This is a genomic window from Sorangium sp. So ce1335, assembly GCF_051521615.1.
Classification (GTDB): Bacteria; Myxococcota_A; Polyangia; order Polyangiales; family Polyangiaceae; genus Sorangium.
In genome coordinates this window covers 7,327,641-7,350,115 of the sequence record NZ_CP150363.1, presented here as the reverse complement: position 1 = coordinate 7,350,115, position 22,475 = coordinate 7,327,641, and the positions used below count along the sequence as shown (strand labels likewise).

General features: G+C 72.9%; 13 protein-coding genes. 10 read left to right on the top strand and 3 right to left on the bottom strand.

Annotation, left to right across the window (positions count from 1 at the left end; translation table 11 throughout):
- Positions 1–46: 46 nt before the first annotated feature.
- Entirely contained in the window at positions 47–1,327 is a 1,281-nt protein-coding gene (locus WMF24_RS27120) for an isochorismate synthase (protein WP_437730291.1), read from the bottom strand.
- Between the two features lie 788 nt (positions 1,328–2,115).
- Here WMF24_RS27120 and WMF24_RS27115 point away from each other — a divergent pair.
- The 3 genes from WMF24_RS27115 to WMF24_RS27105 all read left to right on the top strand — a co-directional run bounded on the left by WMF24_RS27115 (position 2,116) and on the right by WMF24_RS27105 (position 5,443).
- A complete protein-coding gene (locus WMF24_RS27115) occupies positions 2,116–3,522 on the top strand; it encodes an ABC transporter substrate-binding protein (RefSeq protein ID WP_437730290.1) in 1,407 nt (468 codons plus the stop codon).
- Between the two features lie 108 nt (positions 3,523–3,630).
- Positions 3,631–4,563 (top strand): carbohydrate ABC transporter permease, encoded by a 933-nt coding sequence (locus tag WMF24_RS27110; protein WP_437730289.1) that lies wholly within the window; start codon positions 3,631–3,633, stop codon positions 4,561–4,563.
- A 1-nt stretch (position 4,564) separates the two neighbouring features.
- Entirely contained in the window at positions 4,565–5,443 is an 879-nt protein-coding gene (locus tag WMF24_RS27105) for a carbohydrate ABC transporter permease (RefSeq protein ID WP_437730288.1), read from the top strand.
- A 73-nt stretch (positions 5,444–5,516) separates the two neighbouring features.
- Here WMF24_RS27105 and WMF24_RS27100 read toward each other — a convergent pair whose 3' ends face one another.
- A complete protein-coding gene (locus tag WMF24_RS27100; RefSeq protein ID WP_437730287.1) occupies positions 5,517–5,894 on the bottom strand; it encodes a hypothetical protein in 378 nt (125 codons plus the stop codon).
- 227 nt (positions 5,895–6,121) lie between these two features.
- On the opposite strand from WMF24_RS27100, the gene WMF24_RS27095 reads away from it, so the two are divergent.
- The 7 genes from WMF24_RS27095 to WMF24_RS27065 all read left to right on the top strand — a co-directional run bounded on the left by WMF24_RS27095 (position 6,122) and on the right by WMF24_RS27065 (position 17,220).
- A complete protein-coding gene (locus WMF24_RS27095) occupies positions 6,122–7,423 on the top strand; it encodes a hypothetical protein (RefSeq protein ID WP_437730286.1) in 1,302 nt (433 codons plus the stop codon).
- Positions 7,424–7,442: 19 nt separating this feature from the next.
- Positions 7,443–8,186: an RNA polymerase sigma factor gene (locus tag WMF24_RS27090; protein WP_437730285.1), complete on the top strand. Its 744-nt coding sequence runs from the start codon at positions 7,443–7,445 to the stop codon at positions 8,184–8,186.
- Positions 8,183–9,436: a hypothetical protein gene (locus WMF24_RS27085; protein WP_437730284.1), complete on the top strand. Its 1,254-nt coding sequence runs from the start codon at positions 8,183–8,185 to the stop codon at positions 9,434–9,436. The genes WMF24_RS27090 and WMF24_RS27085 overlap by 4 nt, the downstream gene beginning before the upstream one ends.
- Positions 9,437–9,839: 403 nt before the next feature.
- On the top strand, positions 9,840–11,708 hold the full coding sequence (locus tag WMF24_RS27080) for a hypothetical protein (RefSeq protein WP_437730283.1): 1,869 nt from the start codon (positions 9,840–9,842) through the stop codon (positions 11,706–11,708).
- 178 nt (positions 11,709–11,886) lie between these two features.
- Positions 11,887–13,875, top strand: coding sequence for a hypothetical protein (locus WMF24_RS27075; protein WP_437730282.1), 1,989 nt, complete (start codon positions 11,887–11,889; stop codon positions 13,873–13,875).
- A 187-nt stretch (positions 13,876–14,062) separates the two neighbouring features.
- The gene (locus tag WMF24_RS27070) at positions 14,063–16,174 is read left to right on the top strand and encodes a hypothetical protein (RefSeq protein WP_437730281.1); all 2,112 of its coding nucleotides are present in this window, start codon (positions 14,063–14,065) and stop codon (positions 16,172–16,174) included.
- A 425-nt stretch (positions 16,175–16,599) separates the two neighbouring features.
- Positions 16,600–17,220 (top strand): hypothetical protein, encoded by a 621-nt coding sequence (locus WMF24_RS27065; protein ID WP_437730280.1) that lies wholly within the window; start codon positions 16,600–16,602, stop codon positions 17,218–17,220.
- Positions 17,221–17,334: 114 nt separating this feature from the next.
- Here WMF24_RS27065 and WMF24_RS27060 read toward each other — a convergent pair whose 3' ends face one another.
- On the bottom strand, positions 17,335–22,281 hold the full coding sequence (locus tag WMF24_RS27060; protein ID WP_437730279.1) for a translocation/assembly module TamB domain-containing protein: 4,947 nt from the start codon (positions 22,279–22,281) through the stop codon (positions 17,335–17,337).
- Positions 22,282–22,475: the final 194 nt, after the last annotated feature.

The following is a 22,475-nucleotide window of genomic DNA, read 5'->3' as shown; positions in this document are numbered from 1 at the left end:
GCGCGGAGGCCGGCATGGATGAGGCGCCCGGGCGGCGGCCCTGGCATCAGGGGCGGATGATGGCCGCGAGCATGGCCTGGAGCTTCAGCTGCGTCTCGACGAGCTCGGCCTCCGGGCTGGAGCCCGCGACGACCCCGACGCCCGCGACCATGCGCGCGCGCGCGCCGTCGACCGTGGCGCTGCGGATCCCGATGAACCAGTCGCCGTCGCCGCGCGCGTCGACCCAGCCCACGATGCCCGCGTAGAGCCCGCGCCGGATCCCCTCGTGCGCGCCGAGCCACGCCTCCGCCGCCTCGCGCGGCGTGCCGCACACGGCGGGCGTCGGGTGGAGCCGCGCGGCCAGCGTGAGCGCGTCCGGCGCCGTCTCCTGGAGCTGGCCGTGGATCGGCGTGCCGAGGTGCATCACGTTGCGGAGGCTCAGGATCGACGGCTCGCTCGGCACGTCGAGCGACGCGCACTCCGGCGCGAGCGCCGCGGCGACGGCCTCCACGACGAAGCGGTGCTCGCGCTGATCCTTGGCCGACCTCCGGAGGACCTCGGAGAACCGGCGGTCGGCGTCGACGTCGGCGGAGACCGCGTAGGTGCCGGCCAGCGGGTGCGACGAGACGGCGCGCGCGCGGCGCGAGAGCAAGAGCTCCGGGCTCGCGCCGAGGAAGCCGTCGAAGTGGAAGATCGCGCACGAGGGGTACAGCGCGGTCAGGCGGCGCAGGACCTCCTCGACGACGATGGGCCGGTTGGCCTCGACGTCGACAGCGCGCGCGACGACGACCTTGGAGAGGTCGCCGCGCTGGATGTCCGCCACGGCGTGCGCGATGCGCCCGCACCACTCGTCGTGCGGCAGCGCCGACTTGAGCGTGAAGCTGTCGGGCGAGCGCCTGTGACCCTCGCTCCGCTCGAGGTGCGGCGCGGGCGCGGCGCCCTCGCCGATGGTGGTGACCCAGGCCGTCCCGTCGGGCGCCGAGCCGACGATCTGGGCGGGCACGACGAGCGCGGCCGGCTCCGTCCGGTCGAAGGGCAGGGCGCCGAGCGCCACCGGGCCGCAGCCCGGGCGGCCCACGGCGTCGGTGGTGGCGATGGACGAGAGCACCTCCTGGACCCACCCGACGCCGCCCTCGATGCCGTGCGGCAGCTCCAGGCGGGCGGCGATCCCGTGCGCGATGAGCTGCGCGCTCGGGTGCATCCACACGCGCGCGTTGTCCCCGGCGAGCGACGAGATGCCGCCGGGCATCCTCGCGAGCGTGTCAGCGTCGAGCCGGACGGTGCGGGCGACCAGCCTTGCCGCCTGGCGGGGGGCATCGGCTGAAGAGGAGAGCGTCAGGGGGGTCATACAGCCTGCGCAGGCCGGTTCGGGCTCGTCCTGCTCGGCAGGAGCAGGCTGGAGCCAGCAGGCCGAGCGCCCGCGGCACCATGCCGGATCGCGAGCGCCGGCCGCGCAGCGTCGGCTCTAGCCCCTCCGGATGGGCTCCGCAAGCGCAAAGCAGCCCGCGCCAGGGGCGCGCGGGGAGGCCGATCCGGCGCAGAAATCGCGCGCGGTGTCGCGTGTCTGTTCGCGTCTGTTCGCGTCTGTTCGCGTCCGTGCGCGTCCGTGCGCGTCCGTTCGCGTGTCCGCCGCCTGCGCCGTTCGCGAAAGCGCGTGCGCCTCCGCCGCCCGCGTGACGCTGTCGTGCGGTGCGCGATGCGCGCGCCGCACCTCGTGCAACCCGCTCGCGCTCGTCGACGCGCAACGCCCTTGCGCTCCGCCTTCATGCGACCCGTTCGCGCTCCGTTGCACCTCCGCCGTTCGCGCAGCGCACGCGCGGTTCGCCTCCGCGTCGCGCACGCGCTCGGCGCGCCTCGTGATGCGCCGCGCGCCTCGTGATGCGCCGCGCGCCCGCGTCGCTGCGGCGTGGCGTGTCGCGCGGCGCAGTAGGCTGCGTCCCTATCCTTGATCAGGTATCTCCCGACGTTGAATCCGTTGCGGGCAGGCGGTGCGAGCCCTTGCCCCGGAGCGCGTATCTGTTCGATGCTGCTGCGGGCCTCTTCTTCGCGGCGCTCGTGGGCGGCGCGTCTCGATAGTACCGAGGGGCCCCGGGTACCTGGAAATTCCCCCAGAACTGAGCTCAGAAAGGATCTGCGATGGACCTCACTCGGCAGCATGACCTCCGCGCATGGCGCGCCACAACGCTGCTCCTCTTCGTCGTTGGACTGTGCGCCTGCCGCGGCGGCGACAAGAGCCCGCCTGCCGGCGAGAGCCGCCCTGGCGCCGCCGCCCCGACCGCGGCCGCGGTCGCAGAGGCCCCGGGCGACAAGGCGATCAAGGCGCAGCCGCCCGCGGTGCCGAACGCCGCCGAGGCAAAGAAATACGCAGGCAGCAAGCTCAAGTATTACAGCGAGCCGCTGGGCGTGGGCGCCGAGCTCGACAGGGTGATGGTCCAGCAGTTCCAGAAGGACACCGGCATCGAGGTGACCATCATCCCCCGTCCCAAGGACGCGACAGAGACCTACGCTGTCTACCAGCGCCTCTTCCAGGCGCAGTCCGGGGACGTCGACGTCATGATGATGGACGTCATCTGGCCCGGCGCCTTCGCGCAGAACCTCGTCGATCTGAACGAGAAGCTCGGCGAGGCGGCCAAACAGCACATCGAGAGCATCGTCCAGAACAACACGGTCGACGGCAAGCTCGTGGCCATGCCGTGGTTCACCGACTTCGGGCTTCTCTACTACCGCACCGACCTCCTGGAGAAGTACGGTTACGCGAAGCCGCCGGAGACGTGGGACGAGCTCGAGCAGATGGCGAAGAAGATCCAGGACGGCGAGCGGGCGCAGAACCCGAACTTCCTCGGCTTCGTCTGGCAGGGCAAGGCCTACGAGGGGCTGACCTGCAATGCGCTGGAGTGGGTCGCCTCGCACGGCGGCGGCGCGATCATCGAGGGCGGCAAGATCACGGTGAACAACCCGGGCGCCGAGAAGGCGCTCGCGCGCGCCAAGGGCTGGGTGGGCACGATCTCCTCCGCCGGCGTGACGAGCTACGAGGAGGAGGACGCCCGCAACACGTTCCAGGGCGGGAACGCGGCCTTCATGCGCAACTGGCCCTACGCCTACGCCGCGGGCAACGCCGACAAGTCGCCCATCAAGGGCAAGTTCTCCGCGGGCCCGCTGCCCCACGAGCCAGGCCAGAAGAGCGCTGGCACCATCGGCGGGTGGCAGCTCGCCGTGTCGAAGTTCTCGACGCAGAAGGACGCGGCCATCGAGCTCGTCCGCTACCTGACGAGCCCCGAGGCGCAGAAGTTCCGCGCGACGGCCGGCTCGTTCATCCCGACGATCCGCGCCGTCCAGCAGGACCCGGACGTGGTGAAGTCGCTGCCCTTCCTCGCGAACGCGAAGGACATCGCGCTCGTGCCGCGCCCCTCGAACAGCACCGGCGCCCGCTACAACGAGGCGTCGATCGCGTTCTTCCAGGGCGTGAGCCAGATCCTGCAGGGCAAGCAGCCGAAGGAGGTCCTCGGGCAGGTGGAGCAGCGCATCACGCGCGCGCTGCGGTAGCCGGCGCTCGCGTCGGGCCACCCGCGTTCCATCGACCTTCGGCCGCGCCGCGCCCGCGCGGCGCCCGCGAGCCCACGGCCACGCTACCTCACGAGAACGGATCGCCCCATGAGCACGCCGGTGAACCCCAACGTCACGAGCGCGGCGGCCCGCGCCCACCACGCCTCGTTCGAGAAGCGGCAACAGCGGCGCGCCTGGCTGTTCCTCCTGCCGACGCTCGTGGTCGTCGCGTTCGTCGCGCTCTACCCGCTCGCCCAGACGTTCTACCTGAGCTTCACGAACGCGCGCCTCGGCACGGGGGAGGCCGCCAGGTTCATCGGCGCGCAGAACTACGCCGACCTCGTGCAGGACAGCTTCTTCCATGACGCCGTCCTGCTCACGGTCCTCTTCACGGTCGTCACCGTGCTGAGCGAGCTCGCGCTCGGGCTCGCCATCGCGCTCATCGTCAACTCCCAGTTCAAGGGCCGCTCGGCGGTGCGCGCGGCCATGCTCATCCCCTGGGCCATCCCGACCGTCATCTCGGCCCAGATGTGGAAGTGGATGTACAACGACGTCTACGGCGTCTTCAACGACCTGCTCGTCCACCGGCTCGGCGTCCTGGAGCGCAACGTCGCCTTCGTCGCCGATCCGGACCTGTCGTTCTGGGCGGTGGCGATCATCGATATCTGGAAGACGACGCCGTTCATGGCGCTCCTCCTGCTCGCCGGGCTCCAGCTCATCCCGAGCGACCTCTACGAGGCCGCGCGGGTCGACGGCGCGACGGCGCTCCAGCAGTTCACCCGCATCACCCTGCCGCTCCTCAAGCCCGCGATGCTCGTCGCGCTCATCTTCCGCACGCTGGACGCGCTGCGCGTCTTCGACGTCTTCTTCGTCATGTTCGGCAACCGGCCGGACATGCAGACCATGGCGACGTACGCCCAGCAGACGCTGGTCAGCGTCTCCAACATCGGCTACGGCTCGGCGATCTCCGTCGCGCTCTTCCTGATCATCGCGGTGTTCATCATGATCTATCTCGCGGTGTTCCGCACCGAGGAGGCGTGAGATGAAGGGCTCTCCGCAGGGCTCCGGGGCGCGGCGCTCGCCGGGGCAGCGCGCCCTCCGGGCCGCGTTCTACGCGCTCGTCGCCGCGGTCGTCGTGTTCACGGTGTTCCCGTTCGTCTGGGCGTTCGTGTCCTCGATCAAGCCCGACGCCGAGCTCTTCACGACCCCGGTCCGCTACTGGCCCGACCGCGTGACGCTCGAGAACTACCGCCTCGTGCTGGAGAACGGCGAGTTCCAGACGGCGCTCCTCAACAGCGTGATCGTCGCCGTCTCGGTGACCGCGCTCTCGATCGCCGTCGGCTCCCTGGCCGCGTACGCGCTCGGGAGGTTCCGGTTCCGCGGGCGCAGCGTCGTGCTCTACACCGTCCTGGCCATGACCATCTTCCCGCAGATCGCCGTGCTCGGCGCGCTGTTCGAGATGATCAACTTCTTCAAGCTGTACAACCAGCTCCCCGCGCTGATCCTGACGTACCTCATCTTCACGCTCCCGTTCACGGTCTGGGTGCTCACCGGCTTCCTGAAGGCGATCCCGCGCGAGATCGAGGAGGCGGCCTACGTCGACGGCGCGACGCCGTGGCAGGTGTTCACGAAGATCATGCTGCCGCTCTCCGTCCCGGGGATGGCGACGACCGGCATCCTCGCGTTCATCGCCGCCTGGAACGAGTTCCTGTTCGCGCTCTCGTTCACCCAGACGCCGGACAAGCGCACGGTGACCTACGCGATCCAGGCGTTCTCGACGACGACGAGCGGGCTCTACGAGATCCCCTGGGGGCAGACCATGGCGGCCTCCATCGTCGTGACCGTGCCGCTCGTCGTGCTGACCCTCGTCTTCCAGCGCCGGATCCTCGCGGGGCTCACGGCCGGCGCGGTGAAGGGCTGACGGCGCGCCGCGCGCCGCGCCGGGCCGCGCCGCGCGGGCGCGCCTCGCGCGCAGGGCCGGCGCGGCGCCTGCGTCACGCGTCCTCCGGGAGCATCTCGCGCGGCAGGGCGGGGCTCCTCGGGGCGACGGCCGCGTCGGCCAGGTCGCGGACCTTGACGAGGATCGGCTGCTCCGCGTCGCTCTCGGCCTCCTCGCAGAGCGACCGGATCTGCCAGAGCAGCTTGCGCGTGCGCCGCAGCTCGAAGACGAGCCACCGCGTCTCCGGCCGCGCCTCCTGCGGGTGGCGCTCCAGCTCGACCTCGATCGCGCGGATGCGCTCCTCGATCTGCTCCCCCGTCGGAATGATGCGGCCGTTGCCGTTACAGTCCTTGCAGAGGTAGGGGCCGGAGTCTGTGTTGATCTCGCCTTCGCCGTAGCAGCTCGCGCACGTAACCAGATCGTAGGAGTTCATGGCCGGCACTCTATCCGATCCCGCGGCGCATCGGAGACGGCGGAGCGTCGCGACTGGGAGGCAGCAGCCCGGCATCGCGCGCCTGCCGGGGGCGGAGCGGCCTGCCGCGCGGTCGCGTTGATCGCCCGTGATCGCGCGCGATCGCAGCGGTCCGGCCCAAGATGGCCGGGGCCTGCGCGTCCTAATTCCGCTTGCGCCGTTCCTTGCGGTAAACCGGGAGGCCTCCCGTGACCTACCCTCGTCCCTCGCTTGGGGGCGCGCTCTGCGTCCTCTCCCTCTGCGCCTCGTCCCTCGGCTCGCCGCGCGCCGCCTCGGCGGCCCCGCCGCGCCCGCGGCTCGCCGTTCACCGGACGCCGTCGGCGGCCGACTGCCCCGACGCGCCGTCGCTGGCCGCGGCGGTCGAGCGCCTGATGAAGCAGCCCGCTCTCGACCCCGTGAGCACCCCGTCGGCCGCGGACGGCGCCTCGGTCGGCGCGGACGGCGCCTCGGTCGGCGCGGACGGCGCCTCGCCGGCCGCGGCAGGGGCCTCCGCGGGCGCGGGCGGCCCGGCGGCCGCAGGCGGCGCCCCGGCCGTCGCGGGCAGTGCCCCGACCGTCGCGGGCAGTGCCCCGACCGTCGCGGGCAGCGCCCCGGCTGCCGCCGCTGCGCCGGGCGCCGGCGCGGCAGCGGACGCCGCTGCGCCGGGCGCTGGCGCGGCACCGGGCGCCGTCGGCGCCGTGCCCGAGTACGAGGTCCACTTCGTCCGGACCGAGTCCACCTACACCGCCGTCCTCCAGGCCGGCGGCCGCGCCCGGCAGCTCTCGTCGGAGGCGGGGGCGACCTGCGGCGAGCTCGTCGAGGCGCTGGCGCTGACCATCGCCATCCTGCTCGACAGCGAGCCGGCCCCGCCCCCGCCCCCGCCTGCGCCGGCCCCGGTGCCGCCCGCGCCGGTCCTGCCCCCGCGCCGGCCCGCGCCGCCGCCCCCTCCGCGCCAGACGCCGTCCTGGGACGTCTCGGCGGAGCTCGGCGCCGCGGGGACCGTGGGCATGCTCGACCCGTTCCGGGCGGCCGCGACGGCCGGCCTCTCGCTGCGGCGCCGCGCATGGTCGGCCGGCCTCGGCGCCGTGTGGCTGCCGAGCCAGGACATCGACGTCGCGCCGGGCGTCGCCTCGATCGGGCTCGTCGCCGCGACGGCCCGCGGCTGCGCCACCATCGCCGGCCAGCTCGACGGGCTGCGGCTCTCGGCGTGCGCGGCGTCGGTGCTCGGCGCCGTCCACGGCGCGGGCAGGGGGTTCACCCCGAGCCGCAACGAGTCCGCGCCCTGGTTCGCCGTCGGCGGCTCGGCCCTCGCCGAGGGGCCGCTCTTCGGCTCCCGCGCGCTCGGCTGGTCCGCGCGCGCGACCGTCCTCGTCCCGGTGGCGCGGGCGCGCTTCACGATCGACCGCCGCGCCGGCACCGACGCCGACGCGCCGGTCACGACGGACCCCGTGCTCGACCCGTCCCCGGTGGGGCTGCTCGTCGGGCTGGGCGCCCGCGTGTCGATTTTTTGATCCGCGTGTCGATTCCCTGATGGCGAACCAGGCGACCTTCCACGGAGGGGGCGAGCATGACGAGAACCGGCAGGACAGGATGACCTTCGGAGAGGTCTATGCGCAGCATTTTCGGTTCGTGTGGCGCTCGCTGCGCCGGCTCGGCGTGCCCGAGAGCGACGCCGCCGATGCGGTCCAGGACGTGTTCCTGGTCGTCCACCGCCGGCTTCCCGAGTTCGAGGGTCGGTCGAAGATCACGACCTGGCTGTACAGCATCTGCTTTCACGTCGCGCGCGATCGGCGCAAGCTCGCGCACATGAGACGGCGCGCCCACGACGACGAGCCGCTCCTCGACTGCGCCGACGACCGCGCCGACGTGGGCGCGCAGGCGGAGCGGCGGCAGGCGATCGAGCTGCTCGAGGTCATCCTCGACGAGCTGCCCCTCGAGCAGCGCGCCGTGTTCACGCTGTTCGAGCTCGACGGCATGGGCGGCGAGGAGGTCGCGGAGCTGCTCGACGTCCCGCTGGGGACGGTCTACTCGCGCCTGCGCCTCGCGCGCGACGCGTTCCGCCGCGCCGTCGCGCGCCTGAACGCGCGCGACCAGTTCCGCGTGGGCGGGCCGGCGGTCACGAAGTCGCAGCCCGTGCTGAAGGCGGCGGCCGTCGACGCCGGGATCTCGTCCGCGGAGCGGGCGCCCGCCGCGCGGGGGCCCTCGTCGAACGTTCTTCCCTTGCCGGGGGTCGAGCGGAAACCCGTCTGGAAGCACGCGGGAGGGGAGCGATGAGCGATCCCGTGCGATGGATCGACGCCGACGAGGGCGCGCTCGATGTGGAGCGCGAGCTGCTCCGCGCGGCGCCGCCGGTGGACCCGCCCGACGGAGAGCAGGAGCGGGTGTGGGCGGCGATGGCCGCGCAGCTCGGGCTCGCCGCCGGGGCCGCCTCGCTCGGCGGGGCGCAGGGCGCCGGGGGAGGGGCGCTCTCGGGCGGCGCGGGCAGCGCGGCGAGCGCGGGCAACGCGGTGAGCGCGGCCAACGCGGCGAGCGCGGCCAACGCGGCGAGCGCGGCCACGGGCGGCGCGGGCAAGCTCGCCGCCGCCGCGTCGGCCGGGAACGTCGCGGTCGCCACGCCCGTGGCGAAGGTCGCGATCGCCGCGTCGGCGGGCAAGGCCGCGGCTGCAGCCGCAGGCGGCGGTGGTCTCGCCGGCGCTGCCAGCGCGGCGGGCGCCGCCGGCGCGGCGGCCGCGGCGGGCACCGCGGGCATCGTGAAATCGATGCTGCTCGGCGCCGCCTGCGGGGGCCTGTTCCTCGCGGGCTATGCGGTCGTGACCCCGCCGAGCGCCGCGCCGCCGGCGCACGTGGTCGAGGCCGCGCCGGCCGTCGCACCGCCGGATGCCCCGCCGACGGCGCTGCCGGCGAGCCGGAGGAGGCCTGCTGCGCCGGCCGAGGCACCTGCGCCGGCCGAGCAGGCGCTGCCCGGCGAGGGGCGCGCGCCGGCCAGGGCGGCGGCGCCGGCCGAGGCTCCTCGGCCGGCCGCGGCGCCCACCGCGCCCCGCGCCGCCGCGGCGCCTCCGAAGCCGAACGCGCCGCGGCCGGGGCCTGCGGCGAGCCGGCCGCTCGCGGCCCCGGCGGAGGACTCCGCCGCCGCGCCCGCGCCGGAGGAAGCCGCCGCCGCGCCGGAGGCCGCGGACGCCGCCCTCGGCGCGGAGGACGCGCCCGGCGCGGACGGCGCGCCCGGCGCGGATGGCGCGCCCAGCCCGGCGGCGCTGCGCGAGAGCCGGCTGCGCGAGGAGCTCACGCTCCTCGGCGACGCGCGCGCGGCCCTCCGGCGCGGCGACGCCGCCGGCGCGCTGGTGATCGTCGAGCGAGCGCGCCTCCGCTTCCCGGGCGGCGCGCTCGCGCAGGAGCGCGAGGCGCTCACCATCGAGGCGCTCTGGGACAGCGGCCAGCGCGCCGCCGCGGCGCAGCGCGCGTCGGCGTTCCTCCTCGCCTACCCCTCCAGCCCCCACGTCTCTCGCCTCCTCGCCTTCACCCGCTAGAGCGGGGCTCGTCCGCTTCGGATACGGGCCCATCTCGGCGTTTTCGGTGCTCGGCGTACGAGAGTACGCCTGCGCGCCGAAAACGCCGATCTGGGCCCGTCTCCTGTGCGGACGAGCCCCGCTCTGAGGTCGCGGAGGGGAATCCGTTGGGCGAGCGGGGGGAGAGATTCCTTCGTGTTCTCAACGGGGCGGTCGTCGGGATATTGCGGTCGATGAGGGGGGAGACGATTTCTTGAGCGAGGGGGATTTTTTGAAATGGGGAGTGGGGGGAGCGTCCCTTCATGCTCGTCACGGCCGGTGTTCGGCGGTGCCCTCGACCGGAGGAGATACCATGGTGTGGAAACTCGCACGGGCCCTGTCGCCTTGTGTCGTTCTGGGCGCCATCGCGCTCGCTGGATGTCAGGTGGAGGTATCGCTCGGCGGGGCAGACGCCAGCTCGGGCGCCGGCGGGGCCGGCGGCGCGGCCTCGACGACGACCAGCGCATCAGGGACGGGAGGCTGGGATCCTCCGCAGTTCACGCCGGACAAGGTCGACCTCCTGTTCGTTGTCGATAACTCCGGCTCGATGTCGGACAAGCAAGAAATGCTGCGCCTGGCGCTCGCCGACTTCGTCAACGGCATGACCAACCCACCCTGCGTCGACCCGACAGGATCGACGGCGTTCGTGCCCGGGAACGGACTGAGCCCATGCCCCGCCGGCACCTCGCGCGCGAGAACCCCGGTGCACGACATGCACATCGGCGTGATCAGCAGCAGCCTCGGCGGCCATGGATCGGGCGCCTGCCCGGCGGAGACGTCCCCTTCCAACGTCGACATGGCCCACCTCCTCGCTCGCTCCGATCCGTCGCGCTTGGAGAACGATCTGCCAACGTACCTGGACAAGGGCTTTCTCGTGTGGGACGCGAACGGGAGCCGCACCCCCGCAGGAGACTCCGATCCGATCGAGCTCGTCAGCAAGCTCGGCGCGATCGTCGAGGGCGTCGGACAGGCAGGGTGCGGCTTCGAGGCGCCGCTGGAGAGCTTCTATCGCTTCCTCGTCGATCCCGAGCCGTACGCGACGATCGAGATCGGGGACGGTGCCGCCGCCGTGCCGGTAGGGATCGATCAGACGGTCCTGCAGCAACGCACGGAGTTCCTCCGGCCAGACTCGCTCCTTCTCATCGTGATGCTGTCCGACGAGAGCGACTGCTCGATCAAGGACGGCGGCGTGAACTACTTCGTCGCCGAGACGAGGAACGGCTTCAGGCTGTGGCGGCCGCGGAGCGAGTGCGCCACAAACCCGAACGACCCGTGCTGTAGGCCCTGCTCCGCGGATCAGACGGGCTGCCCCGTGGACCCGGCCTGCACGGGCGATGATGGATCCCCCGCCAGGCTCACCGCGGACGAGGATCCGGTGAACCTGCGGTGCTGGGACCAGAAGCGCCGCTTCGGGGTCGACTTCCTCTACCCGATCCAGCGCTACGTCGAGGCGCTCTCGTCGCCCGTCGTGGCGTCGCGGAGCGGAGAGCTGGTGCCGAACCCGATCTTCTCGGATCTCGATCCCCATGACGGCATCACGCGCACCCGCGGGCCGCAGCACGTCATCTTCACCGGCATCGTCGGGGTGCCGTGGCAGGACCTCGCGCGCCAGAACGCGGACGGCATGCCCGATCTCCTCGGCGGCCTCGACGCGGAGAACAACCCGGTCGGCGGGCTCAAGAGCGCTGACGAGCTGCGCGCCCCGGTGCCCGGCGGCTTCAGCAGCACCTGGGAGATCATCCTCGGCGATCCGGCGAACCACGTCGCGCCAGAGGACCCGTTCATGATCGAGTCGCGGGCGCCGCGCTCGGGCGCGAACCCGATCACATTGGACGTGATCGTCCCGCCGAGCCAGACCGGATGGAACGCGATCAACGGCCGCGAGTACACGGTCCCGGCGGGCGGCGCGGGAGACCTCCAGTACGCCTGCATCTTCCCCCTGCTCGTCGAGCGCTCCTGCGAGGGGAACGCCCAGAGCTGCGATTGCAGGGAGATCCCGGGGCACGCCGTCGACAGCCCGGTGTGCATGCCAGAAGGCACGAACGATCCGGCGGACCCGCTCCCGCGCACGACGACGCAGATCATGGCCAAGGCTTACCCGGGCCTCCGCGAGCTGGAACTGCTCCAGCGCCTCGGCGAGCGGGGCGTCGCGGGCTCGATCTGCCCGGCGCAGCTCGCGGACACCTCGTCGCCCGACTTCGGCTATCGACCGATCATGAACGCGGTGCTCGACCGGCTCTCCACCGCGCTCTGATCGGTCACGAGCACCGGGGACCGGCCGCGCCGCCAGGCCGTCCGGCGGCGCGCCGGCCCCCAGGAACCTCGTTGAACGAAGATGCTTTTTTTGAAATGGAAAGCCGCTCGTGCGCCCCTTCACGCTCTGTCACGACCGGTCTTCGGCCGCGCTGCCCGGCGCCGCACAAGGAGAAACCATGTCATCAAAGATGTCACGAACCCTGCTGCCCGCTCTCGTCCTGGGCGCTGCCTCGCTCACCGGATGTCAGCTCGACCTCTCGCTCGGCGGAGTGGACTCCACCACGACCTCGAGCTCGGCCGGCGGCTTCGGCGGGGCGGGCGGCGGCGGCGGCGGGACGGGTGGCCTCGACGCCTCTACCACCGTCTCCATCTCCAGCACGGGCACAGGAGGCTGGGATCCGCCGGACTTCACGCCGGACAAGGTCGATCTCCTGTTCGTCGTCGACAACTCCGGCTCGATGGCGGACAAGCAAGACGTCCTGCGCATGGCGGTCGCCGACCTCGTCTCCGGCATGACCAACCCGCAGTGCGTGGACCCGACCGGCTCTCCGGTGCGCGAACAGCCGGTGAGCGGGCTGAGCGCGTGCCCGGAAGGCTCATCGCGCGTGCGCACCCCCGTGCACGACATGCACGTCGGCGTGATCAGCAGCAGCCTCGGCGGCCACGGGGCGAGCTCGTGTCCGCGGAACGTCTCTCCGTCGAACGCCGACATGGCCCACCTGCTCGCGCGCTCCGATCCGAGCATGACGGACAACGATCTGCCGACCTACCAGGACAGGGGATTCCTCGTGTGGGACACGACCGGGAGCCACGACCCCGCGGGGGAGTCCGATCCGTTCGCGCTCGTGACGAAGCTCAGCAACATGGTGAGAGGGGTCGGGGAGGCAGGGTGCGGCTTCGAGGCGCCGCTGGAGAGCTTCTACCGCTTCCTCGTCGATCCCGAGCCGTACCAGACGATGGCCCTCGAGGGGGACATCGCCGTGCCGGCAGGGATAGACCAGACCGTCCTGCAGCAGCGGAGGGACTTCCTACGGCCGGACTCGCTCCTTGTCATCGTGATGCTGTCCGACGAGAACGACTGCTCGATCAGGGACGAGGGCAGGAACTACCTGGTCGCCGAGACGAGGAACAACTTCAGGCTGTGGCGGCCGCGGACCGAGTGCGCCACAAACCCGAACGACCCGTGCTGCAAGTCCTGCTCCCAGCCTCTGGGAGAGTGCCCCGTGGACCCGACCTGCACGGGCGCTGATGGATTCGCCACCAGGCTCACCGCGGAGGAGGACCCGGTGAGCCTGCGGTGCTGGGACCAGAAGCGCCGCTTCGGGTTCGACTTCCTCTACCCGATCGGGCGATATACCCAGGCGCTCACGTCGCCCACCGTGCTGGCGCGGAACGGGGATCTCGTGGCGAACCCGATCTTCTCGGACCTGGATCCCGAGGACGGCAACTCGCGCACCCGCGGGCCGCAGCACGTCATCTTCACCGGCGTCGTCGGTGTGCCGTGGCAGGACCTGGCGCGCCAGAACGCGCAGGGCGTGCCGGATCTCGCGGACGGCCTCGACGCGGAAGGCAACCCGGTCGGCGGGCTGAAGAGCGCCGGAGAGCTCGAGGCCCCGGTGTCCGGCGGCTTCGACAGCACGTGGGAGGTCATCCTCGGCGATCCGGCGAACAACGTCCCGCCCGCGGATCCGTTCATGATCGAGTCGATGGCGCCGCGCTCGGGGGCGAACCCGATCACCGGCGACGAGCCCGTTCACCCGGACGACATGGGATGGAACGCGATCAACGGCCGTGAGTACACGATCCCGGCGGGAAGCACCGGGGATCTCCAGTACGCGTGCCTCTTCAACCTCCCCATCGCGCGCACCTGCGACGGGAACGTCCAGAGCTGCGACTGCAGGTTGATCGGGGGCCAGCCCACCGACAACCCGCTGTGCAAGCCCGAGGGCACGAATGATCCGGCGGATCCCCTCCCGCGCACGACGACGCAGGTCAATGCCAAGGCGTACCCGGGCATCCGTGAGCTGCAGCTCCTCCGGAGCCTAGGGCAGCAGGGCGTCGCGGGCTCGATCTGCCCGGCGCAGGTCGAGAGCTCGACGTCGCCTGCCTACGGCTATCGGCCGGTGATGAACGCGGTGCTCGACCGGCTCACCACCGCGCTCTGACCCGTACGACACCGAGGATCGGCGCGCTGCCAGGCCGCCCGGCAGCGCGCCGGTCCTCGGGGCCCCCGTCGAACGAAGAAGCTTTTTTTGAAATGGGAAGCCGCTCGGGCGTCCCTTCACGCTCTGTCACGCACGGTCTTCAGCGGCGCCCCTCGGCGCCGCGCAAGGAGGAACCATGTCATTGAAGATGTCACGAACACTGTTGCCCTTTCTCGTCCTGAGCGCCGCCTCGATGGCCGGATGTCAGCTCGACGTCACGCTCAACGGCGTGGATCCCATCACGATCTCGAGCTCGAGCTCGGTCTCCGGCAGCGCCAGCGCCAGCGTCGGCAGCGGCGGGTTCGGCGGCTTCGGCGGCGGCACCAGCGTCGGCAGCGCCAGCGCCAGCGTCGGCAGCGGCGGGTTCGGCGGTGGCACCAGCGTCGTCAGCGGCAGCGTCGTCAGCGTCGGCAGCGTCGGCAGCGGCGGCTTTGGCGGCAGCGGCGGCGAAGGCGGCAGCGGTGGCGAAGGCGGCGGCTGGGATCCGCCGGCGTTCACGCCGGACAAGGTCGATCTCCTCTTCGTTGTCGACAACTCCGGCTCGATGGCGGACAAGCAGCAGGTCCTGCGCTCGGCGGCCACCGATCTCGTGCTCGACATCACCAACCCGCGCTGCGTGGACGGCGCCGGTCAGCCGGTGCCCGCGTCGGAGCAGCCCGCGAGCGGGCTCGAACCGTGCCCGGCCGGCACCTCGCGCGCGCGCACCCCGGTGCACGACATGCACATCGGCGTCATCAGCAGCAGCCTCGGCGGCCACGGGTCGGGCACCTGCCCGGCGGCGGTGTCCCTCTCCAACGCCGACATGGCGCACCTGCTCGCGCGCTCCGATCCGTCGTCGGTGGTGAACGACCTCCCGACCTACCTGAACAAGGGCTTTCTCGTGTGGGACGCGGCCGAGAGCCGCACCCCCGCAGGGGACGCCAGCGTCACGACGCTCCAGGGCAAGCTCGGCGCCATCATCGATGGGGTCGGGCAGGCGGGGTGCGGCTTCGAGGCGCCGCTGGAGAGCTTCTATCGCTTCCTCGTCGATCCCGAGCCGTACCAGGAGGTGGTCCTCCAGAATGATAACGCCGTGCCGGCAGGGATCGACCAGACCGTCCTGGCGCAACGGATCGAGTTCCTCCGACCGGACTCGCTCCTTGTCATCGTGATGCTGTCCGACGAGAACGACTGTTCGATCAGGGACGAGGGCAGGAACTACCTTGCCGCCGAGACGAGGAACGGCTTCAGGCTGTGGCGCCCGCGGAGCGAGTGCGCCACAAACCCGAACGACCCGTGCTGCAGGTCCTGCGCCCAGAACCAGGCCGGCTGCCCCGAGGACCCGACCTGCACGGGCGCTGATGGAGCCCCCGCCAGGCTCACCGCGGACGAGGACCCGGTGAACCTGCGGTGCTGGGACCAGAAGCGCCGCTTCGGGTACGACTTCCTCTACCCGATCGAGCGGTACACCGAGGCCCTCACGTCGCCCACCGTGGCCTTGCGGGACGGGAGCGTCGCGCCGAACCCGATCTTCTCGGACCTGAATCCCCACGATGCCACCACGCAGACCCGCGGGCCGCAGCACGTCATCTTCACCGGCATCGTCGGTGTGCCGTGGCAGGACCTCGCGCGCCAGAACGCGCAGGGCGTGCCGGATCTCGCGGACGGCCTCGACGCGGAAGGCAACCCGGTCGGCGGGCTCAAGAGCGCCGGCGAGCTCGGCGCCCCGGTGTCCGGCAGCTTCGACAGCACGTGGGAGGTCATCCTCGGCGATCCGGCGAACAACGTCCCGCCCGCGGATCCGTTCATGATCGAGTCGCGGGCGCCGCGCTCGGGCGCGAACCCGATCACCGGTGATGCGATCGTCCAGCCGAACCAGACGGGATGGAACGCGATCAACGGCCGAGAGTACACAATCCCGCCGGGGAGCACCGGCGATCTGCAGTACGCCTGCATCTTCGATGTCGCGGCGCGCTCCTGCGATGGAACGAGCCAGAGCTGCGATTGCAGGTCGATCGCGGGCCAGCCCACCGACAACCCGGTGTGCAAGCCCGCAGGCGCGAACGATCCGGCGGATCCCCTCCCGCGCACGACGACGCAGGTCAAGGCCAAGGCGTACCCGGGCCTCCGCGAGCTGCAGCTCCTCCAGAGCCTCGGGGATCAGGGCGTCACGGGCTCCATCTGCCCGGCGCAGACGAGCGATCCCCTCGGCGACAGGGCCGACTACGGCTACCGCCCGGTCGTCAAGGCGGTGCTCGAGCGGCTCGACGCGGCGCTCTGACGCCGGCGGCGGTCCGATTGCCCAACTTGTGCATGTGTGGCGCTTGAAGTGCAAGCGCCGCACGGCGCACAAGGGGAGAGAACCTACGCCCGCGAGGCCGGCACACCCTCCCGCCAGGGCGTTGGCACAACCAGGACACAGCGAGACATCACGATCGCGGTGCGCGCGCCGGAGAGCATGAGCTCGGCGAGAAACACGGCGCGTTCCAGTGGCACCGAAGCTGCTTGAAGGCGGTCGTGATGGTGGGACGCCGTCTCGAACGACCCTCTGCGGCGAGCGCAGACCACAGCAGCCCTGCTGTTGGTCTGGACGGCCGCGCCGGAGGGGGTCGCCGCGGCGGCGCCCGCACACCATGTTGTGCCGCGCGGTCGCCGTCCGGGGCCGCAGCGGGGTTCGGACGGGTACAACGCGGAGGTGAGGTTGTGATGCGCCACAAGGGACTGGCTTTCTTGCTCATGGTGATCGGGCTCGTCGGCTGCGCGAAGGAGGATGGCGGCGACACCGGTGAATCGCAGGATCCGCAGGGGACCGAGACCTGCGGAGGGTTCCTCGGCACAGAGTGTCCAGAGGGGCTGGCGTGCGTGGACGATCCGAGCGACGACTGCGACCCGGAGCACGGGGGCGCGGACTGCATCGGCGTCTGCGTGGAGCCGAAGCCGACGATGTGCGGCGGGTTCGCCGGGTTCCCGTGCCCTGATGGGCTCGAGTGCGTGGACGACCCGGGCGACGACTGCGATCCGGAGAACGGGGGCGCGGACTGCGCCGGCATCTGCGTGGAGCCGAAGCCGACGATGTGCGGCGGGTTCGCCGGGTTCCCGTGCCCCGAGGGGCTGGAGTGCGTGGACGATCCGGGCGACGACTGCGACCCGGAGAACGGGGGCGCGGACTGCGCCGGCATCTGCGTCGTGCCCGAGCCCGCGCCCACCACGTGCGGCGGCATCGCGTCGCTCCCGTGTCCCGACGGGCTCGTGTGCGTGGACGATCCGCGCGACGACTGCAGCCCGCCGCTCGGCGCGGACTGCGGCGGCATCTGCGTGGAGGGCTGAGCCGGCGCGCGCGGGCGGCGCGCCTGAGCCGGCGCGCGCGGTCGGCGCCTGAGCCGGCGCGCGCGGGCGGCGCGCCGCCCCGACGGACGGGAGAGCGCCCCGCGCGGCCGGCGCTCAGTACCGGTGCTTCCAGAGCAGGTCCAGGGTCGTCCCCATCTGGTCGCCCGTCGCGAACCCGGCCCGCACCGACCAGTCGCGGCGGAAGCGCCACTCGAGGCTCACCTCGGTGCGGGCCTGCGCGCCGCTGTTGCCGCCGCCGCGCGCCGGCCCGGTCCCTTGCACGCCTTGCCCGCTCGATCCCCCCGCCTCGTAGCTCGCGCTCGCGGTCACCCGCTGGCCGAGCTGGTAGCCCACCGTCGTCTTCAGCGCGCCCTCGTCGGTCGTGTCGAGCTGCGTCTCGAAGTTCTGGAGCGGGCCGATGCTCTGCAGGATCATGTTGATCTGCGCGGACGCGAGCCCCGTGCCCACGCCGGCCGCCACCCCTCCGGCGGCGCTGCCGCCGCCGGAGCCGGGCTCCTCGGTCGACGTGCCGCCCGCCAGCGTCCCCTCCGCGTACTCCTTGCCGAGCAGCAGCTCGGCGATGACCTCGTTCTCCGGGCGCGGGGGCTCCGAGCGGAAGGTGATCTTCTCCTCGGTGATCGGGTTCAGCTCGCCGACGTAGTCGATGTAGATGCGGGTCCCCTCCGCCGTGTCGTGGAACGCCTTCACGTTCAGGTACGGGTTCGAGGGATCGCCCTGCAGCGCGACGACGCCCGGCTCGATCTCGAACTCCTTGCCGATCACCTCGAGCTTGCCCGACAGGATGTTCACGTTGCCCTCGATCTTCGTCTCCCCCGCGACCGTGATGCGGAGCGGGTGAGCGCGATCGCCGGACAGCGAGGCCTGCACCATGTCGCCCTCGACGCCGATCCTGCCCAGGTGGACCTCCATCACGAGCGGCGTGCCGCCCGCGTCCCGGCTCGCCTTGCCCTCCACCGGCTCCGCCGGCGCGCGCCGCGCCTCGTACTCCTCCTGGCTGAGCGGCGCCGAGGTGACGATGTCCTCGTTCTCGTCGAGCGGCTGGACGCTCCGCCCGATCGTCGGCGGCAGCGTCAGATCGAGCGTGGGCACGTCGACGCGCACCGCGATCTGATCGTCGCGCTGCTCGGCCGCGAGCGCCACCTTGCCGCGCACGTCGCCCATCGGGACACCCTCCAGCGCGATCGGCAGGTCCCGGCCCTTCGGGATCTCGAGCTCGGCGCGGGCGCTCCGGAAGGCGAGCCCCTCCATCTGGAGCGTCGCCTCGCCGCGGACGAGGCCGCTGCCGGCCTCGGCGCGGATGTCTTCGAAGCGCAGCTCGCCCGAGGGGCTCGCGGTGACGCGGAACGTGGCGTTCTCGAACGGCTGGCCGATCGTGGCCACGTGGAGGAGGCCCTTCGTGAGGCGCATCTGGCCGGTGAAGCCCGCGTGCGCGCCGAGCCCGAGCCGCACGTCGCCGTCGAGGATGCCGTCGAGCCGGTTCACCGTGCCCTGAACGAACGGCTCGACCGCCGCGAGCCGGAAGCGGTCGACCGACAGCGACACCTCGGCGTTCTGGTCGTCCGTGAGCGTCGGGACCGCGTTCGCCTCCCACGTGACGGGCGCCTCCGCCCTGGCCTCGAGCCGGCCGCCGTCGCGCCCGACGAGCCGCACGTCGGCCACCGCCGCGGTGCGCCCGCCGTCGCCCGGCGGCGGGACGTCGAGCGACACCTCGGCGGTCTCGTACTGCGCGTCGGGGCCCATCCGGAGGCCCGGGAACTGGAGGCGCGCCTTGACCTCCGGGGCCGCCCCGAAGAGGCCCCGCACCGCGATCTCGCCGCGCGCCTGGCCGCTGACCTGCATGTCCGCGAGCACGGGGATCTCGGCGAGCGGCAGGTCCGCGATCTTCGCCTCGAGGCTGCCCTCGCTGAGGAGCGGGGCGCCCGGGGCCCCGCCCATGAGGGCGGCGGCGTTCGCGCCCACCTTCGCCTTCGCGGTCAGGTACGTGCGCGGGCCGCGGAACGCGTACGCGTCGAGCGCGGCGTCGCGCCCGTCGTAGACGAGCAGCGTGTCGATCCGGAGCTTGCCGAGCGGCGAGGAGCCCCCCATGCCGCCGATGTTCGCCGCCGTCGCGCGGGCCACGAGCTTCGGCTCGGCGATCGTCCCCGCGAAGTACACGTCGACCCCCGCGGCGCCGGACAGCACCGGGGTGCGCTTCCCGAGGGCGGCCAGCTCGGCGAGGTCGTTGAGCCGGCGGCGCGGCACCTGGAAGTGCGCCGCGATCGGCATCTTCGGCAGCGCCGCCGCCGGATCGGCGAAGAGCGCCGGGAGATCCGCCTGGAACGCGGCCGAGAGCTCCGCCACGAGCCGGCGATCGAACACCGACAGCGTCACGTTGGCGTCGCCCGACTTCGCGTCGAGGTCGCCGGCGAGCCGCGCGTCGAGCTTCCGCGACACCCACGCCGGCGCGCCCGTCTCCTCGTCGATCGGCCCCGCCGCGCGCAGACCCTCGGTGCGGACCAGGAGGCTTCGCACCGACGGGAGCCGCTCTCCTGCCTCGCGCACCACCGCGAGGCGCGCGGTGAGCCGGCCCGCGAGCTCGCTCAGCGCGAGCGGCACCGGCGACGCCTGGGCCAGGCACCCGAGCTGCCACGCGTCGGCCTCCATGCGCGCCGAGCCCGTGACCGTCTCCCAGGTGCGCCCGGACATCAGCGACCCGCGCAGGTTCGCCGCGCTCCCGTCGACGAGGAAGCGCGCGATGGCGCCGTGGCACGCCGGCGGCGGCGGCGCCTTCGGGCGCTCTGCCAGGTCGCCGACCGTGGCCGACGGCTTGTCCGGCGTCGCGCCCTGCCGATGGGCCTCCCGCGCCTGCGCGGGCGGGGGCTCGGGCGGCGCGATGAGGCGGACGAGGCCATCCGCCTTCAGCGCCTCGCCCTCGACGCGCGCGGTCATGTTCACCGAGAGCCGCGGCGCCACGCCCTCGACCGAGCCGTCCTCGAGCTCGACGAGCACGTGCCCGGCGCGGCGCTTCCCCCGGCCGTGCATCGACACGTCGAGGTTGGCGAGGCCGCCGACCCCGAGCGGCACGCCGGCGACGTCCGCGACGCGCCGGAGGTCGATCGCCGTGCCGCGGAGGTCGCCCTCGATCTCGTCGCCGACGAGCGACAGGCTCCCCTTGAGCTCCCCCACGCCGCCGCCGCGCAGCGCGAGGTCGCGGACGGCGATCCCGCGGTCCCACGCGACGCGCGCCGCCTGCGCGACCACCACGTCCTCGCCGCGCGCCACCTCGACGCGGATCCGCCGCGCCTCGCTGCGCGGGATGTCGAGGTCGGCCGAGGCGGCGAGGCGGCGCTCCGCGCTGGCCAGCGACACGCGCACGCGCGGCGCGGTGACCGGCCCCGCGGCGCTCGCCGCGACGCTGTCGAACGCGTACTGCTGCGCGCGGAGGTCTGCCCCCCGGAACGCGCCCTCGATCGTGAGCTTGTCGAGCGGCCCTGCGGCCTTGGCCCTGATCTCGCCGCGCCCGAGCGCGAGGTCGGACCCGACGCGGAGCCCCGCGACGCGCACGGTCGCCCTGGCGTCGAGCGCGTCGTCCTTGAGCGCGCCCTCCACGTGGAGCGCGGCGCTGCCGTGGATGCCGCTCGGCACGTGCTGCACGGCGCTGAGCGACGGGATCTCGCTCCGCGCCTCGAACTGGATCTCCCCCTCCTTCGAGAGGGCGACGCGCGCCTCGATCGGCGCGCCCGGCTCGCGGATCGTCGCGGTGGCCCTCAGCGCGCCGCGCTCGAAGGTCGCGCGCGCCTCGGTCGCCGGCACGCGCTGCCCCACGACGAGGAACGGCTCGGTCCTCGCCTCGGCGACGACGCGCGGCCCGCCCTCCTCGTCGAGGGTGATGTCGCCGCGCGCCTCGGCGCTCACGCGCGCGGCCGGCGCCGCCGCCCCGACGAAGGCGCGCGGATCGAGCTCGCTGATCCGGACCTCGGCCGTGATGCGCTTCGGATCGAGCGCGTCGAGCCGCGCGCGGGCGGTGATCTCGCCGGTCACGGCGTCGTCGCTGACGAGCGGATCGAGGACGGCGACGCGCGCGGTGACGGAGAGATCCGAGAGCTCTCCGTCGGCGGTGACGAGGACCGAGATCGGCCGCGCGAGCGGCGCGCTGGGATCGATCGCCAGCGCCGCCTCGGGCGTCACGCGCGCCGACGAGACCCGCGCCGAGAGGCGCTCGTCCTCGAGCGTCCCCTCGGCCGTGATCGGGATCGCGCCGACGCTCCCCTCGAGCCTCGCGGTGAGCTCCATCGGCGCGTCCGCGGGGACGCTCACGCTCCCGGCGACGCTCGTCGCCTCGACCGGCACCGGCAAGAGGCGCCGCTCGGTGATGCGCACGCGCTCGAGCGCGTACCGGCTCTGGTCCGCCACGACGATCGCGCCGGCGAAGTTCTCGATGGTCGCGTCGATGGGGGTCTCGGGGGCGACCGTGCCGTGGACCGCGGCGCGGTCGAGCACGATGCGCGAGAGCTCGAGGCGGAGCGGCCGCCCTTCCTCGGCGGGCGGCTCCTCCGACGGCCTCGGCGTGAACGCTTCGGCGAGGGTGAGCGCGCCCTGTTCATCCTGCTCGAGCAGGACGTCCGCGTCGCCGACCCGGACGAGCGGGATGGTGATGGCGAGGTCGCCGTCGCCGAGCAGCAGCTCCTTCACGATCGCGAGCGCGTTGAAGTCGGCGTGGACGCCGCTGACGCGCAGGAGCTCCGTCCCGCCGGGGTGGCGCACGGTGACCGTGGAGACGTCGGCGGTGAAGAGGCCGAGACGATCGATGTGCGCGATCTCGATCTGCCCCTCCAGGCTGGATCGCAGGATGTCGTTGACGAGCTGCCTCGTCAGGCTGCGCGTCGAGGGGGTGTTCAGGTGAATCACCGCGCCGACCGCTGCGGCCGCGACGAACACACCTCCCAGGCCGATCACGCTGGCCGACACGGCGGCCGCGCGCGCGAGCGCCCGGCGAAAGCGGCCCTGCCGGTGCGGGACCGCCGCGCGGGGATCGGGAGGGAGCGAGGGATCTTCGGGCATGGGGATCAGCTAGGGATACAGGTCAGGACCGCAGCTCCGCGAGACAAACGAACCGACGAATCCGGGGAGACCCGACGGTCTCTTGCGGATCTCCCCGGGGGTGCGGCGGCTCCTGGCGCGACGCGCTCCCGTCGGCGGCGGAGCTGCGCCGGCGATCCGCCCGCCCGCCGTCCAGCAGACGGCGGGCGCTGTCG